Below are 16,677 nucleotides of genomic sequence, written 5' to 3' on the forward strand. Positions count from 1 at the left end.
ATTATCGTCCCGTCTGCTGGCCGTTCTGGATAATGTTGATCAGATTTTCACGCTGACTTTCTACCGTGTAATTCTTCGACTGGCCCGGAGTGTACTTAACCGGCGTCTGCACGAATTTGGTCAGGCTGTTCCAAGTTGTACGGTTGCCAGCGCCAAGTTTCGCGAGGTCAGCAAACGAAACTGTAATCGGCTGCCCCTGCGCATTGTTGATCAACAGACCATTCATCATCAGCGTAAGTCCTGTTTCGTCGCTGTTGGTTACCCACTGTGCGTTATCACGAATGCGGGAAATACTTTGCTCTCGGTTAACCTCATCCGGCAGACGGGCGTCACCGATTAGCGGCATGATCTGATCTGCTGACAGATTCTTCAGGTACACGTTAGCGCCGTCATTAACGTCACGAATATCATGCCCGGCGTTGTTAGGCATACGCCAAGTGCCATTGGTCTGATACTGCTCACCGAGAACGTCCTGATATGCCTGTTTTGCTGCATCGCTAGGCGATATGCCGCGCTGCATATAGGTGTAGGTCAGGCGTTTACCCTGCTCGTTGAAGTTGTTCCACACGGCAGACCCGCCAGGCTGTACAACCATCGTCCCGGCAAAATCTTTTGCCTGGTCATTCCAAGATGAATCAGCGCTGTCGGCATCTGTCTTCTCAAAGCTGCCGCGCAGGTCAGAAGTTTTAACACTGCGGTTTTGCCAGAGCGCGTTGGCGGCCCGAGGATTATTGGTCGCCATGATGACTTGAAGCGCTGGATATGCGCTTTTCTGCACCTGCTGCATAACCTGATCGGAGTATTTTCCGAACGACTGCGCCACCGACTGAATGGCGGTCACGCTTGATTCTTTATTGTTATCGATCTGAGAAATGAGGTTGTTAACCATGGTGTCAGGAAGTACCTTCTTACTATTGATACCAAGGCGGTCTTTCTCTGCTTGCAGACGGGAAACCAGATATTCACCTGATGCCTGGTTGTTCTGATATTGCTCAAAGGAGTTTTTCACCACCGGCGAGTTGGCTTGTAGCCACGTCCCCGGGTCGGACTCGCGCGCTTTAATTACCTGATTCAGTTTGGCCTGCGCAGTTGCGTACAGGCTCTGCTTAAATTTAAAGTCAGGGTCATCTTCCTGCGGCACCATAGACTGCACCGCTGCGATACCCTGCTGCGCAGAACCCTGAACAATGGATTGATATACCGGTTGCAGCGTCATCGCCTGCTGGTACTGCTCGAATGACTGCTGTAGTTGGATACGCTCTGATGGGCTGGCCTGAAGTGGCATAACCGCCAGCCATTCACGCTCTGAGATAGGATTGACCGGCTGACCGGCTTCCAACTTCGCCATGTCATCCTGCATACGGCTCTGAAGTGACACCCTCCCTGCGGCGGCCTGCATATCATAGAGGCCAGCCTGCTTACTCAGCATCACTGATTTTTTCTGCGGGCTCATCGCGTTCCAGAAGGGCTGGTTTACGAGATTCTCAATAGTGGCATTGCCCGGTATGGATCCTGCGCTACCTGTAACTTTAGCAACATAGTTGCGCGTTTCCTCATATGGGATCGCCGCAGCGAACTGCGCATTCGACACAGTGCCATCTCTCGGGTCGCCAAATTGTTTAATCCATTCATCGACTGCGCCAGGCCCGGCGTTGTATGCTGCTACCGCCAGCACCGGATTGTTGTCGTATTTTTTCAGCTGCGCGCCGAAATATGCCTTGCCAAGCTGCACGTTATATCGCGGGTCGTTCAGCCATTTGTCGCGATCCCAAGGAAGACCAGCGAGGCTAGCAGCCTCCGGACCGGTACTTTCCATCACCTGCGCTGCCCCAACAGCACCTTTCGGTGATACCAGCGGTGCACCATCTTTACCAAACTGATTGCCGCCACTCTCCTGCCAGATAATTGACGAAAAGAGCTGCGCTTCTTGTGGAGTGTCGGTGACCTCAATTTTCCCTTCAGGACCCATCATCTGTTGATACATTGGGTTGTACCATGCCTCACTTGCGCGATTCGCAGCCTGCTCGCGCCACTGCACCCAGTTTGCCTCGATCTCTTCGGGGCTTTGTCCATGAGCTTGTCCATAAGCCATAATTGAGGCTCTGGCATTGAGAGACGCTTGGTTGAATAGAGCAGGATTGGATATGGCTTGCTGGGCCTGTAATGACAGGTATCCATTTTGCTGCCCAGTTTCATATTGTCTACGCTGACCTAACTCGTGCCGTTCAGCCTGGGTAGCAAATTGTATTCGCTGTTGTTGAGCATGCTTTAAAAAAACATTTCGTGCGGACTCAGGCAGCGTGCCAGCAATAGTTTGCATCTCGTTATCAAATTTCTGGATATACCCAGGAGCCTGACCAATAGCATTTTTTCCCTGGAGAGTCATCAGACCTTCCTTAGGATCATCCATCAATCCGCTTCCAACAGCATAAAGCCTTTGAGTCGCATCTTGAGTCAGTGCAAGGTCCGCTTGCTGCTTTGCCTGTCCAAACACACCAATCGCCTGGTTACCGACGTTAACAAGGGCATCGGTGATATTTGGTTGATTGAACGTCTGAAAACCTCCGGTCTGAACTCCGCGGCTTTCAACCTGACGGCCTTGTACCGTTGGCACTATTGGCATAACAAGACCTCCTTATGGTTTGCTTTTTTGGATAAAACATAACGTATCCAAAACACCGCATGGATAATCCGGAATAAATGATTGAGCAACACTGTAGACGGTGCTGTAACGCTGAAGTAACTCTAAAATGGGCAGTCGTTCTTCAGGTGGTAATTTATCAGCCAGTGTTTGAACTTCCTGCAGCAACTCTTCGTCAGTGATATTCGTTTTCATAGTTACCTTTATTAACCCCAAAATACTTAACATCTGCATGAATAATAAGCAGTTGGTTATTTTGCTTTGTATCAACAAGTCAGAGCCTTTACCCCAAATGCTGTTGCAAGGCTTTGTCCACCAGACCCCTTGCGATTTCATGAATAGTTGGCGCAACGCCGATGCCTGATTGCTGGCGCTGCTTTTCCTGAATTTTTCGGATTGCCTGAATCTGTGCCTCGCTGAGCAAGACAGGTTTGACGGACTGTTTTGACATGCTCACCCCCTGATATTTATACAGTTACTTTAATTTCATTTAATGAAATGATCATTGTTTATATTGCAATTAATGAAAGAATAAATTCGATCGTTACCAGAAAGAGAATTGATTGATTAGTGAACAAAGTGAAGGGGGGGTAAAGCTTATAGGCAGAAACGGTGTGTTCTGCCTATAAATAAGATATAGGCATTTTCATGGGGCGGTAAGATTTTACATGTCACATTCAAACTGCCAGGCAGTAACGGGTACCAAGAGAAAATGGTAATCAAGATCACGACGAGCATCCGACACTTCACATACAGTGCCGCCCAAGGTGGTTAGCTGTGGTTGTTTACGGGCTAAATACTTATGCATTCATGCGGCACTTTCTAGCTGATTGTTGGTACTGATCATTTGTCAGGATATGTCTAGAAGAGAATTCTGTATATTCTCGGGGGTATTGTAATAAATCTTGGCTTGGATATGGACAATATAGAGATAGCAACTCTCTTACCCGGAGCTACGCTGTTTAGCGATAGTAACATAAACCAAACATGGAAAGCCCATGTCATAACAGCAACAAATACGGTCGTAGTGTTTGCAAAGATAATTGATCCCCGGGAGATTTGCGTGGAAGCATTCTGCGCCATTCTTGGTAGAGAACTTGGAATCCCAATCCCTAAGCCCTTCCTTGTTCTTGCAGATGACACTACATTGGATGTTATCCCACCGGGGCAGCATGCACTGATGTTTGGTTCTGAAGATGCAGCCTATCCTAGCTTTCGTAGGTATGCAGATTGCAGCCAAGCATACGAAAAACTACAAAATTTTAAAGCATCTCTGGATGTTGGTGTATTCGATGAATGGATTGCCAATCATGACAGAAATGTTGGTAACATCCTTTATGATGGGGGCGATGATTTTTTATTCATTGACCATGGACTCGCACTTCCAGAAGGGCTACCAGCTAACCAACCGGCCATTGACAACAATATTTTGAGGGCTCTTTTCTCATTCAAAACCGAATTAGAAAAATTCCGTGATTTACGAACCACCTCACAGATGATAGCCCCCATGTATCGAGCTTTAAATTTGGAAGACGTAATGTCTAGCGCTCAGGCAACAATGTATGTTCCGGGCTCGGTGATTGCTCAAATTTTAGCTTTTCTAACCGAGAGATTGTTATCAATCGAGACTCTGATAAGATCTAGGCTATGCATCTCTCAATCGGACATGTTTCAATGACATTTGACATATCACTCTTTCCAGCTAAACCAACCTACGCGGGCAAGTGGTGGTCAGTGTCCTTTGAGCCCATCATCGGTTCAGGCGAACGGATTAATGCAATCATTGTTGCTCGGGGAATTGATGGTAGGCATGAAATAATACAGTCCATCAGAGATGAGGTTCTCGATTCAATCTATGGTACGAAGTCAGAATCAATCAAGGCAATGGTTTCTTGGGTAAAAAGCTCTCTCCATACTCATCTGAAATCCAACATTAACCTGGAACATTGGGCACCACCGATTTCTGGTTTCACAATTTCAAAAAATGCAGACGCACTCGACGATAGCTTATCTGGGATTTTAAGGCAGGCTGTCAGACTGACGGCAAGCCTAGGCACTCTAACTCTTGAGGCTGACCGCTCAGAAGATGATGACAGATCCAGTCAGAAGCAGTCTGAGCAATGGTCAACCAGAATATCTGACGAAGCCAGAAAGTTAAATCCGAAGCTTTCAGATTATTTTGGTACACGTGTCCAGCTATCAAGTGCGCAGTTGCACACGCGCTTTGGATTCTATAATGATATTTATGCATCTAATTTTGGGTTAATGGTACCTAGTCGTTTATCAGCATCGATTAATTCCATTAAAGCAAAAGTATATGATTTAGAATCACTTTCTCGTTCCAGTATGGTTTTAAAGCCAAATACACTTGATGTTATCGTTGGTATTCCTTCATTTGACGATCCAACGATCCCACCTAAAACCGTTGCCAGCATGCGTGGCTATGTTGATGAACTGACTGAGTTAGCTTTAAAGGAAGATATTAATTTCATTCCTGTAAACAATGCATTCGAAGCCGCTCAAAGGATTATTAAAATAGCAGCTTGAATCATTAAATACCGACTTTTATCAGCAAAAACAAAACCACACATCCCAATCAAAAATCATCGTCATATGGCGGTGTCTGGTCGTATCCTTCATACCCGCTCGCGGGCGGTTGTTGCTCATGAGCCCGACGTAGGGCATCAGTGGCCTGTCCTTGTTGACCTGCTTTACCGCCTGGGCGTACCGTTCTGGCACTGAGTACACTGTCCGCAATAACCTGATAGCCTTGCTGTGTACCGCCATCCTGACCAGTCCACTGATTGAGTTGCATATTGCCCGCCACGCTGACAAGGTCGCCTTTACGGTGTTTGGCCAACGCATCGGCCTGTTTACCAAAAGCAATCACGCCCAACCAGAAAGTAGCTTCTCCGTTATCTGCCGCATTACAGGGCAGAGCTACCGCCAGGCGGGCCATAGCCATGTTCGTACCTTTTCCCGTTGTTCTGGTCTGCGGGTCGGCCACCAGCCGCCCGTATGCTGAAATTTGTGCTGTCATCGTCTTTTACCTGCCTGTAATGCTGAAATACGGGGTTTGTGTTGGTTCAAAAAGGTCATTTGTTGGTTCAGTGTTGGTTCAACTTTTGAGAGTGAAATCTTAAATAACAGCCACATAAAAACACTGAACCAACTGAACCAACTGAACCAACACCTAAACTACGCACATGAGAAAGTTACTTACTCTGGCTGGCTCCCCTCCGGTTGATACTGGATCACGTAAACATTGATCTGTCGGCCATCAATTCGCGGAGACTTACGCTGGTACCCCCGACCGGTATTTGGCGGCGTCAGCATCCCGGCGTTTTTCAGCACCTCAGCAAACATCTTCGCGTTGAACCCCTGCGCTATCTCTTTTTCGAAAGCGGCGGGGAAGGTGTAAAACACCACAGGATCAGCTTCATGCCCTCCCTTCTGGCGGTACCCTGCCAGGTTGGCAATTGGCAGGCTGCCCGGGTCATACGGGAATGGCGCAAACCGGCTGAGGCCGTGAGCATTGAGGAATGCTTCGGTCTGTTCGATGATTTGCTGATGCTCTTTGTTCCCGGTACCGAATTCCCGAATCCAGGCATTGAAGCTGTACTGGATAGCATCACGGCATGTTTGCTCATCCCAGCCGGTGATCACCCGCCCGGCCATAAGTGCAGCCTCAAGAATGGCGAAACGCGCCCCGACACGATGTACCTGCTCCCCATAGTCGGCCGGAATAATCCCGCGCCAGCGCGCCTCCGCCTCCCGCACCGCTTTAACTGCTTCCTGCTGATGGTCAGCCAGCCACTGAACCCATGCGCGGCCAGCAGCACCGTGGTGGTTCTGATACGCATCCTTCAGCGCATCGGCATGGTGCTTACCGCTTTCATGGCCGTGGAAGCGAACAGCTTTACAGAGTGGGATATTAAGCAGGCGCACTAGCTGCCCGGCCTTTGCCTTGCGCCCAGCACCGGCAATGAATGTCTCCAGATCCACCTCTCCAGTGCTAATGGCTACAGTGCGCCAGCGTTTTAGCTCGCGGTTCCCACCCTCTTTAGCTCCCTGCAGTTTCCCGGTACCGTTGAACAGCGCATAAGCAGATTTATATACCTCAACGGGGTCCGCGCCCTGGCCGATTTCATCCAGAGGCATAAGCGCGTCATTGTGTGCGGCAGCTTCGTTCGCCAGCCCCAGCGCAGTGCCGTACCACGTCAGACGCAGCACATCAGGATTACCGTACAGACTGGCCGCCACGTTAGCCGTGGTGGTCTTACCGGCGCTCGACTGCTCATAGAAATGGATCCCGAACCCGTCGGCTCCGGCGAGGCCAATCAGCGGGGCCGCTAGTGCTGCAGCAACACCCGTCATCATGGAATAATTGCCTCCGGCCAGATGCGCCACACTGTCACGCCAGCCCTCAGTTGTGCCGCTGGTGGTATAGCCTGATGCGGTAGAACTGCGGCCGTTAAAAAGAACCGGTATCTCTGGTGTGCCGATAATGTCGCCGTCAGGCATTAAATATGCGCCACACTGCCAACCTGTAGCCTGAGCAATACGCCAGATCTCCCCTTTGTGGGCCTGACTCTGAAGCCAGTCAGCCAGCGTCGCACGCAAGCCGCTTTTGGTGGTGACGTACAGGCCGCCAGCTTTGAGTGTTCGCCATCCCTCTCTTTCGCCAATGTCAGCCAGGGGGATCGCTTGCGTCATTTCTTCCTTCGCACCCAGCGCCCGCCAGCGCAGCACCAGATATCGCGTTCTGTTGTCATCAATGCCCACACCAACCACTTCCAGCGCGGAACAAAGCAGGCTCTCTACTTCGGTGATCTCCCCACCTTTTTCTTTAGGCTCAACCCAGTAAAGGCCATTGCGGCGACTGTCCACATAGGGCTTCTGTGTGTTGCGTTTCTGGCTGGCGCTATCTGCCACAGTCACTTCAGGTAACACAAATACATCCTCTACCTGTGGTTGATACAGTGATTTACTGAACGCGGCACGAGTATCGGCAATACCGTTGCGCTGGCGCAGATCGTCCCAGTCGGCTTTAAACTCGCCTTCAGGCAACGCCACCCACCCGTCAACGGCCTGGGCGGCTTTCTCTGCGCTGATGCGCCCGGTGTTTACCTTCAGTTTGCCCCGGTCATCCGTCTCACCCTCTGCATGCCAGTCGTTATCCGCCGCAATGATGATCTGCGCCTCCGGGTACTGGCTTCGCATCGCCAGCGCCACTGGCTTCAGGTTTCCGGCATTAATCGCAGCCATCGTCAGCGCGTCCGAGCGGATCTGGTGGGCAGTAAGAGCCGTCGCCAGCCCCTCGGCAATAATCACTACCTGCGGATCCAACACCGCATTCACGGCATGCCAGGAGCCGGTAAGGGCAGAGCCTGAAATAAGGCGCTTGCCGCCGTCTGGTGCGATAATTTGCACAGCAGTGGTGGTACCGGCGTTGCCCGTCAGAGACATCATTAGGGAGCCATCAGGCAGGACGGGGAAAACAAAGCCAACCAAACCGCGCGCAGTCAGGTAAGCAGGCTCTCCCGGCAACACCTGGGCGGTTAGTTTGTCCAGGCTAGCAGCGAACCTCGCCGCCATACCCTGACGTTCTACGGCCTGCCGCTGCTCACGTTCGGCCCGGCGCTGCGCCAACAGTGATACTTCCTTTCCGGTTGGTCTATGCAGGGTCTGTACATCCAACCCCAGCGCATCGGCCACCAACTGAGCGGCCTGAGTGGCACCACAACTGTTAACCTTCTTCACCAGCTCCAATCCGTCTCCAGCACCACAGGCATTGCAGAAGTGCGCACCACGGCCGTCGTCATCGAAGCGAAAGCGATCTTTGCCACCACATGCCGGACAGGCGACCTGTGCGCGGGGCGAGGTAGGAACCTCGATCCCCATCAGCGAAAGTACGTCCGGCCAGCGACCACGGGCCGCCTCGGATACTTGGCGGATCATGTCGATGTTACGCATCATCATTCCCCATCCTCAATACGCTCATTATGCTGAAGCTTATTCAACAATCTCGTGCCAATAAGCTCTGCAGCATCAATCAAATAGCTCTTGGTATGAGGATCGTTAACCTGATTAACGGTCCGAAGAATTGCCAAAACACATTCAGTTTCATGTGTCATTTCATCGAAAAGAAAGGGTTTGTCAGAATCGAAAGAATTGTCAGTTTGCATAGACCACCTCCGATAAACGAACGCGGCCAACAAAAAAGGTGACGTGTTCTCGTGCTAGGGTGCGACGAGCGTCACGCTCAGTCTCAGCAGCAACATGGTGAAGAACTGGCTTGATTGTCAGACAATCTCGGCGAACAGCGGCGATAATCCAAATGAATTGCGAATTTTGGGTAGGGGTAGTAGCCATGGTGGCAGCCTCCGATAACTGATGTTTATAACCACCACCGGAAACGCCAATTTCGCTGGTGGTGAACTGAGTAGGGTTGGCGTAACCGGCGTTATCGGAAACCGGCGCTTCTGAAGAAGCCCCCACCCAGCCCACCATAATTTTGGGAGCGGCACGGATTATACCCGCAGCGCTAAAAAAATGATGCACTGAATTAACAACATAAAAAAAGACGCTAGGCGCGTCATATGTCGCCGATAACATTACCAGGACGCCAATCCTGACACCAGATTTTGCTGGTGTCCTATAAACATAGACGAGGTAAGGGACAAACGGCAAGCCATTTTTCGGCATAGGGTGCAAAATGTGATTTATGGCATTTTTACGCATGACCTACCCCCAGAATGGCGTTTCCGCTCATAAGGCTGGCGAATGCCTCCATGCGCTTAGCTACCTCCCTTACCGCATCTGTCGGGGTCATGCCGCTATTAATGGCTTCATGAAATGCAGCCTGCTCAATTTTCTGCATAACGATCAGTACACCTAGCTGCTGCGCATCAGCGGAGCCACGTTTACCATCTGACAGGCCAGCAACGCGGTTTTCAGCACGCGCCAGATTGATGTAGTGATGTCGCTGCGCCCCCAGTGCTTTTAAGCCATCACGGCTTTCATGATAACCGGGCAGATATTCCCGACGTACAGGCTGGGTGGCACGACGATCGGTGAATGCCTTAGTGACATCCAGCTTGAACTGGTTAACACGCTCAGGATCACGCCCACGGATGATACGCAGCAAATAGTCGAGTTGAGGCTCATTCAGCAGATAGCTGATCTCAGGACGCCCACGCTTACGACCGGCTTTTCCCGATTTCAAATCGGGTAATTCCTGGAGGGACTGACGGGGCAGCGATCCCAGCTCACGGAATCTATCCTGGTGCGATTTAATCGTCGCGCCCAGGCTTTGATGCTGTATTCCGGCGCGATCCGAAATGATGCGGGAATCAATGCGCGGCTCAGATTTATGATTTATTAAAATGTCATTCTGGCTGGCTTCAGGTTGAGCGAGGCCCTGACCGGATAAGGTCATATTATTCAGTTTCATTTTCAGGCTCCGTTATTCGGTAGTATTACGACGCTTTTTCAGGATGAGATGTACACTGACAGGCTGAAACTATAATCAGCAGCAAAATTCATCTGCACAACAGCCTGATTCACTACGTTATGGCGCTTGGTCGCATGGGGATTTTTCATTTCCATTACGCCACCTCACCACGCGATTCAGCGATGCGCTGATTAATCCATTCATCAATTTCACTCTCGATGAATGCGATAGATCGGGAGCCGATTTTCACGGAGGCTGGAAACTTTTTTTGACTCATGAGACGGTAAAGCCATGCTTTGCTATAGCCTGTGCGCCGTTGTACTTCGGAAAGACGGATAAACTTTAAAGACATATGCACCTCAATATACGACTATGGACAGAGGTAGAATGAGGTATATATATTTTTTTTGAAATACCAAAAAACCTGCTAAAAAAGCTTAGTTTGACATGACAAGTAAGAGGCTTTTTTTGGCAACTATGTCATGTCAAAGATAAACGTTCGAGGTGGAACTTTGTCTCAAAACCAATCTACTTCTTGGCTTCTTGAACATATGCAGCTCTTGCCGAATCTCTTACTTCCACTGCTTTGCATAAGGACTCCCAGCATCGCTGGATAGTTTTTCTTTCAATGTCGTTCTCTATGAATGCTGAACGGGTAAATCTATAAACAGCAGATACGCAATTTCCTTCACCATACTCCATAAAAATCTTAAGGAGTTCCGTAACAAGAGCGCGTTCAGAAAGTGTTTCATCATTTCTGTTTGTCACTATAAAATCAGATACGTTATCAGCAATCATTAAATCCCATTCCAGATCGGTGATTAGTTTCCTGCTCCCATCAAATACATACTTAAAAACAAATTCACTCTCTATTTCAGCCAACTGCTTCAACAATATTTTATATTTACTAATGGAATCAGCACCATTGGCATATGCAATACGAAGCTCTCCAGAAATGTAACCATACATGATTGCAATCAACCGCTCATGAAAACGAAGATAAGCATGATTAAAAACATTAATTTCTTCTTTACTAAAGTCATAAAGTTCTTTCCAATAACCATACGACCGATTATCTTCTGATTTTTTAAGACGCCCAGCTAAAACTCTATACTTGGCGTATCTGACTGGATCAATTGTGCTTTCAAATGGAATATTAGATTTAGTTAAAGATTGTTTAATATATTTATCAGAGCGAATAGCATTCCATACATCATTACAGGAAACTAAACTTTCTTTGGGTAGGTATTCAGTAATACCTTTATCAATGATAGACAAATACTCATGAAAATCATCATGTGTTTTAATCAGGCCATGTACTGCGCCAGGGTGTATAGGCGCTCTTCCATTATAAAAGCTTAATTGGGTACATAAGTGTCTTCTTGGCACCCATAATAATTCCTTGCGACGTATAGTCGATATAGCCTTATGGCAATTTTTTAACGAATCTGTATTCAACATCACGCCACCTCGCGCCCTCTGATTTTGGCGGCTATGCCAGCCCGCAGAGGTGTACGGGTTTTCGGGGATCAGCCTAGACATAGCCTATTCTTTATTCGTCTACTGAAGTCTACTACCGTCAATTAATACTGTCTATTCATACAGTCAGGCACTTTTCCCAAACGAGCCGTGCACCACATTTTCACCATTCTCCAGTGCCTCCATATAGTCGGCATACCACTGAAGCATTTCCCGGCGGCCGTCCAGATACTGGGCATGGTTGTACGTCCCACGAATTGAGTTTTTATCAACGTGGGCAAGCTGCGTTTCAATCCATGCGGTGTTATAGCCCTGCTCGTGGAGAATCGTGCTCATGGTGTGGCGGAAGCCATGACCGGTCACCCTTCCGGCGTACCCAATGCGACGGATCAGGACGTTCATTGCCATCTCGCTCATTGGTTTGCTGTGCTGAATCCTGCCGGGGAAAATAAACCGATAATTGCCGGTGATTAGGTGCAGTTGTTCCAGGATGGCGATCGCCTGGTCGGATAATGGCACACAGTGAGGGCGCCGCTTTTTCATGCGTGCTGGTGGCACCTCCCACAGACGTTTATCGAAATCTATTTCAGTCCACTCGCCCTGGCGTAATTCGCCCGGGCGTAACCCGGTAAGAACCTGCAGGCGCATCGCCAGCTTCACAACAGAACTGCCGCTATACGTGTTCAGCGTGCGGAAGAACTCGGGGAGTTCGTCAGTGGTGAGAAAAGCGTAATGCTCTTTCTTATGAGGAGCAAAGGCACTGACCAGATCCGGCGCCGGGTTATAATCAGCCCGGCCAGTAACAATGGCGTACCGCCACACCTCGCCGCAACGTTGTCTCACCTTCCTGAGTTTCTCTGTTGCGCCCCGCTCATCCAACTTCGAGAGAACGGCCATGAGCTCCATAGGTTTGATATCGGCGATCGGTCGTCGGCCGATAAGTGGGAAAACGTCAGCCTCAAAGGTTTTCATCATCTCTTCGCCGTAGGACTCAGACCAGCGGTCAATGCGCTTGCCGTACCACTCACGGGCGATCGCCTCAAAGGTGTTTTCGTTGCGGCCCTGCTTCGCCAGCTTATCTTCTTTGCGGACATCGCTGGGATTAATGCCACCAGCTACCTGCTTGCGGGCATCATCGCGTTTGAGCCTGGCATCATTCAGGGTTACATCGGGATAAGTGCCCAGCGAAATCATTTTGGGCTTACCGTCGAAACGGTAGCGGAAACGCCAACCTCTTGAGCCGTTCGGTTCGATGAGCAGAGAGAGGCCATTGCCATCATTGAGTGTATAGGACTTCTCACGCGGCTTAGAGCGCCGAATTTCAAGGTCTGTGAGGGACATTGTGTATAGTTCCAAAGTGTAGAGCGCGGGCTATACGCATTACTATACACATGAATGTGTAGATTTGAGTAGACGTTAGTTCACGTCAAAACACGGAGATTTTGGCGGAAGCCTTGTGATTGCTGGGTTTAATTGACTTGAGTAGACGTTAAAAGAATTGTGTTTGGAGCGGGCGAAGGGAATCGAACCCTCGTATAGAGCTTGGGAAGCTCTCGTTCTACCATTGAACTACGCCCGCATTGAAGTGCGTAAGGGATTATAAACCTTACACTCTTCTTGGCAAGGTGCTAACCGACTGACTGGCGATTAATTCACCGTCAACATTTAGGTTTACTCCCCTGTGGCGGTAAATAACGCAGCGGATCGATAGCGGTTGCACGATAGCGGATCTGAAAATGCAAACGCACAGACGCCGCATCTGAGCTGCCCATGGTGGCAATTTTCTGCCCGGCCTTCACGCTTTGTCCGTTGTTCACCAGCAACGTGTCGTTATGGGCATAGGCGGTGATGTAATCCTCACTGTGCTTAATCATGATGAGGTTACCATAGCCCCGTAGCTGATTACCGACGTAGACCACCTTCCCTGCTCCGGCCGCATAAATCGGTGTACCACGCGCAGCAGAGATATCAATCCCTTTGTTGCCGCCGTCCGCTGTTGAATAAGGCAATATCACCTTACCACTGGCTGGCCACTGCCAGCAGCGTTGCCCTACCGGCGGCCAGGATGACTGAGGCACGGATGAAGACGGTCTGACCGCTGCGGTTTTCGTGGAGGATTTGTTTTTTGTTTTACCAGACGTCGTAGTGGATTTCGCGCCACCGCTGACCTTCAACCTTTGCCCCACTTCAATGGTATAAGGAGGAGAAATGTTGTTCAGGCGGGCAATTTCTTTTACGCTTGTTCCGGTAGCGCGCGAAATACGATATAGCGTATCTCCCCGTTTCACGGTGTAAACGGAGCCGGAATACGTTCCTGTTTCTGATGATTTGCTACCTGAACAGCCCGCCAAAAGCAGCCCTATCGATAACAACATCACGATACCCAGAGTGTGTTTATTCGGGCGTCCTGCGCTCAAAATCTTTCCTCGCTCAAAAAACAAGACGCTATATCATAGCAGTCCCCCGCCGGATCCCCAATCCATTGCTCTGGAAAACGCCTGTACAATACAAGTTTTGTTAATGAATCTCTTTCCGATTAACCTCCGACCAACAAAAACGATAAATACAATTTTCAGATAATCCCAAAGGCTTATTTATCACAATGATTTTTTATCACACTCATATTGATACACTGCCCCTCTTTCATTACTGATAAAATCGCATCACCTCTGTCATTTTTTAAACGACATCACACTTCCCTCCCCCCCTCACGCTTATAGTCGTTTCTGGCGTAATTCTTGCCTGCATTGACTTAACCATTGCCATAAGAACTAAATGTTCAAATCAAGGGGATTTAAATGGAAGCGCGGGAAGCAACTGCTACAGGTGAATCATGCATGCGCGTAGATGCCATTGCCAAGGTCACCGGGCGGGCACGATATACTGATGATTATGTTATGGCAGGCATGTGCTACGCGAAATATGTACGTAGCCCAATTGCACATGGTTATGCCGTGAGTATTAATGATGAAGAAGCCCGAAGCTTGCCTGGCGTGCTGGCCATTTTCACCTGGGAAGATGTGCCCGACATTCCCTTTGCTACAGCTGGACATGCCTGGACACTGGATGAGAATAAACGTGATACCGCCGATCGCGGTCTGTTAACACGCCACGTTCGCCATCACGGTGATGCGGTTGCCATCGTTGTTGCCCGGGATGAACTTACGGCAGAAAACGCGGCGCAGCTAGTCAATATTGAATGGCAAGAATTACCGGTTATCACCTCACCGGAAGCGGCACTGGCAGAAGACGCTACACAAATTCATAACGGCGGCAATTTGCTTAAACAAAGCGCTATGTCGACAGGCAATGTCCAGCAAGCGATCGATGCGGCGGATTACCAAATCCAGGGACACTACCAGACACCAGTCATCCAACATTGCCATATGGAAAGCGTGACATCGCTGGCGTGGATGGAAGATGACACCCGGATTACGATCGTCTCCAGCACCCAGATCCCGCATATTGTCCGCCGGGTTGTCGGTCAGGCGCTGGATATTCCCTGGTCATGCGTGCGGGTAATTAAACCCTTCGTCGGCGGCGGTTTTGGTAACAAACAAGATGTGCTGGAAGAACCTATGGCGGCATTCCTGACCAGCAAACTTGGCGGTATCCCGGTGAAAGTTTCCCTAAGTCGTGAGGAGTGTTTCCTGGCGACACGTACCCGCCACGCCTTCACCATTGACGGACAAATGGGTATAAACCGTGACGGTACGTTGAAAGGCTATAGCCTGGATGTTCTTTCCAACACCGGTGCTTATGCCTCTCACGGCCATTCCATTGCTTCTGCGGGCGGTAACAAAGTCGCTTATCTTTATCCTCGCAGCGCCTACGCTTACAGTTCAAAAACCTGCTATACCAATTTCCCCTCGGCTGGCGCGATGCGTGGCTATGGTGCGCCGCAAGTGGTTTTCGCCGTAGAATCACTGCTTGATGACGCAGCCGAAGCATTAGGTATTGATCCGGTAGAAATTCGTTTACGCAATGCTGCCCGTGAAGGTGATGCAAATCCGCTCACTGGCAAACGTATCTACAGCGCAGGATTACCTGAGTGCCTGGAAAAAGGGCGTGAAATCTTTGAATGGGATAAACGTCGCGCGGAGTGCCAGAACCAGCAAGGTAATTTGCGGCACGGCATCGGCGTTGCCTGCTTTAGTTACACCTCAAACACATGGCCCGTCGGTGTTGAAATTGCTGGCGCGCGCCTGTTGATGAACCAGGATGGAACGATCAACGTACAAAGCGGCGCAACGGAAATCGGCCAGGGTGCCGACACCGTATTCTCGCAAATGGTAGCTGAAACAGTGGGGGTTCCGGTTAGTGATGTACGCGTAATTTCGACACAAGATACCGATGTTACTCCTTTCGATCCCGGTGCATTTGCCTCACGTCAAAGCTACGTTGCCGCGCCGGCGCTGCGCAGTGCGGCACTGCTATTAAAAGAGAAAATCATTGCTCACGCAGCGGTGATGTTGCATCAGTCAGCGATGAATCTGACTCTGATGAAAAGCAATATCGTGCTGGTTGAAAGACCAGAAGAACCGTTGCTGTCGTTAAAAGATCTGGCGATGGATGCTTTTTACCATCCCGAGCGCGGCGGGCAGCTTTCTGCCGAAAGCTCGATCAAAACCACCACCAACCCGCCCGCATTTGGCTGTACTTTTGTTGATCTGACCGTCGATATCGCGCTGTGTAAGGTCACCATTAATCGAATCCTCAACGTCCACGACTCGGGTCACATCCTTAATCCACTGCTGGCAGAAGGCCAGGTTCACGGCGGAATGGGAATGGGTATCGGCTGGGCATTATTTGAAGAGATGATCATCGATGCAAAAAGCGGCGTGGTACGTAACCCAAATCTACTGGATTACAAAATGCCGACCATGCCAGATTTACCACAACTGGAAAGCGCGTTTGTCGAAATCAATGAGCCGCAATCCGCATATGGACATAAGTCACTGGGTGAGCCGCCAATTATTCCTGTTGCCGCAGCAATTCGTAATGCGGTGAAAATGGCCACCGGTGTTGCAATCAATACTCTGCCGCTAACACCAAAACGGTTGTACGAAGAGTTCCATCTGGCAGGATTGATTTGAGGAAA

The 16,677-nt window shown here is 49.7% G+C and carries 15 protein-coding genes and 1 tRNA gene; 3 read left to right on the forward strand and 13 right to left on the reverse strand.

The genetic code is table 11. The annotated features are described in order from the left end of the window. Position 1 precedes the first annotated feature (1 nt). The 3 genes from OH663_RS01595 to OH663_RS01605 form a co-directional block, all read right to left on the reverse strand. The gene (locus OH663_RS01595; RefSeq protein WP_200009943.1) at positions 2-2,623 is read right to left on the reverse strand and encodes a transglycosylase SLT domain-containing protein; all 2,622 of its coding nucleotides are present in this window, start codon (positions 2,621-2,623) and stop codon (positions 2-4) included. Positions 2,624-2,635: 12 nt separating this feature from the next. Further along, a complete protein-coding gene (locus tag OH663_RS01600) occupies positions 2,636-2,836 on the reverse strand; it encodes a hypothetical protein (protein WP_200009944.1) in 201 nt (66 codons plus the stop codon). Between the two features lie 88 nt (positions 2,837-2,924). Continuing rightward, on the reverse strand, positions 2,925-3,092 hold the full coding sequence (locus OH663_RS01605) for a hypothetical protein (protein ID WP_040224012.1): 168 nt from the start codon (positions 3,090-3,092) through the stop codon (positions 2,925-2,927). A 465-nt stretch (positions 3,093-3,557) separates the two neighbouring features. Between OH663_RS01605 and OH663_RS01610 the strand changes: the two genes are divergently transcribed. Both OH663_RS01610 and OH663_RS01615 read left to right on the forward strand, forming a co-directional pair. Next, positions 3,558-4,319, forward strand: coding sequence for a HipA family kinase (locus OH663_RS01610; RefSeq protein ID WP_320338367.1), 762 nt, complete (start codon positions 3,558-3,560; stop codon positions 4,317-4,319). Further along, positions 4,316-5,188: a hypothetical protein gene (locus OH663_RS01615; RefSeq protein ID WP_263525678.1), complete on the forward strand. Its 873-nt coding sequence runs from the start codon at positions 4,316-4,318 to the stop codon at positions 5,186-5,188. Before OH663_RS01610 ends, OH663_RS01615 begins: the two co-directional genes overlap by 4 nt. Before the next feature lie 49 nt (positions 5,189-5,237). On the opposite strand, the gene OH663_RS01620 is transcribed toward OH663_RS01615, so the two are convergent. From OH663_RS01620 to actS, 10 genes are all read right to left on the reverse strand, one after another. Next, a complete protein-coding gene (locus OH663_RS01620; RefSeq protein WP_200009947.1) occupies positions 5,238-5,681 on the reverse strand; it encodes a single-stranded DNA-binding protein in 444 nt (147 codons plus the stop codon). A 179-nt stretch (positions 5,682-5,860) separates the two neighbouring features. Continuing rightward, positions 5,861-8,617 (reverse strand): TOPRIM and DUF927 domain-containing protein, encoded by a 2,757-nt coding sequence (locus OH663_RS01625; protein WP_200010104.1) that lies wholly within the window; start codon positions 8,615-8,617, stop codon positions 5,861-5,863. A 2-nt stretch (positions 8,618-8,619) separates the two neighbouring features. Beyond that, positions 8,620-8,829 carry a hypothetical protein gene (locus OH663_RS01630; RefSeq protein WP_003838297.1) on the reverse strand — a complete coding sequence of 70 codons (210 nt, stop codon included), beginning with the start codon at positions 8,827-8,829 and terminating at the stop codon, positions 8,620-8,622. Then, the gene (locus tag OH663_RS01635) at positions 8,819-9,385 is read right to left on the reverse strand and encodes a host cell division inhibitor Icd-like protein (protein WP_233633498.1); all 567 of its coding nucleotides are present in this window, start codon (positions 9,383-9,385) and stop codon (positions 8,819-8,821) included. Before OH663_RS01635 ends, OH663_RS01630 begins: the two co-directional genes overlap by 11 nt. Then, complete coding sequence (locus tag OH663_RS01640; RefSeq protein ID WP_200009949.1) at positions 9,378-10,097, reverse strand: Rha family transcriptional regulator; 720 nt, start codon at positions 10,095-10,097, stop codon at positions 9,378-9,380. Before OH663_RS01640 ends, OH663_RS01635 begins: the two co-directional genes overlap by 8 nt. Before the next feature lie 154 nt (positions 10,098-10,251). Then, the gene (locus tag OH663_RS01645) at positions 10,252-10,449 is read right to left on the reverse strand and encodes a helix-turn-helix transcriptional regulator (protein WP_003838291.1); all 198 of its coding nucleotides are present in this window, start codon (positions 10,447-10,449) and stop codon (positions 10,252-10,254) included. Positions 10,450-10,625: 176 nt separating this feature from the next. Continuing rightward, positions 10,626-11,639, reverse strand: a complete 1,014-nt coding sequence (locus tag OH663_RS01650) for a hypothetical protein (RefSeq protein ID WP_176350082.1) — start codon at positions 11,637-11,639, stop codon at positions 10,626-10,628. A gap of 63 nt (positions 11,640-11,702) precedes the next feature. Next, entirely contained in the window at positions 11,703-12,917 is a 1,215-nt protein-coding gene (locus tag OH663_RS01655) for a tyrosine-type recombinase/integrase (RefSeq protein ID WP_176350081.1), read from the reverse strand. A gap of 164 nt (positions 12,918-13,081) precedes the next feature. Further along, positions 13,082-13,155, reverse strand: a tRNA-Gly gene (locus OH663_RS01660). 79 nt (positions 13,156-13,234) lie between these two features. After that, positions 13,235-13,993 (reverse strand): amidase activator ActS, encoded by a 759-nt coding sequence (gene actS, locus OH663_RS01665; protein WP_045447133.1) that lies wholly within the window; start codon positions 13,991-13,993, stop codon positions 13,235-13,237. Positions 13,994-14,374: 381 nt separating this feature from the next. Here actS and xdhA point away from each other — a divergent pair, with 381 nt between their 5' ends. Further along, the gene (gene xdhA / locus OH663_RS01670) at positions 14,375-16,672 is read left to right on the forward strand and encodes a xanthine dehydrogenase molybdenum-binding subunit XdhA (RefSeq protein WP_200009950.1); all 2,298 of its coding nucleotides are present in this window, start codon (positions 14,375-14,377) and stop codon (positions 16,670-16,672) included. Positions 16,673-16,677 lie beyond the last annotated feature (5 nt).

This window comes from Citrobacter sp. Marseille-Q5395 (genome assembly GCF_947057495.1).
Taxonomy (GTDB): Bacteria; Pseudomonadota; Gammaproteobacteria; order Enterobacterales; family Enterobacteriaceae; genus Citrobacter; species Citrobacter murliniae.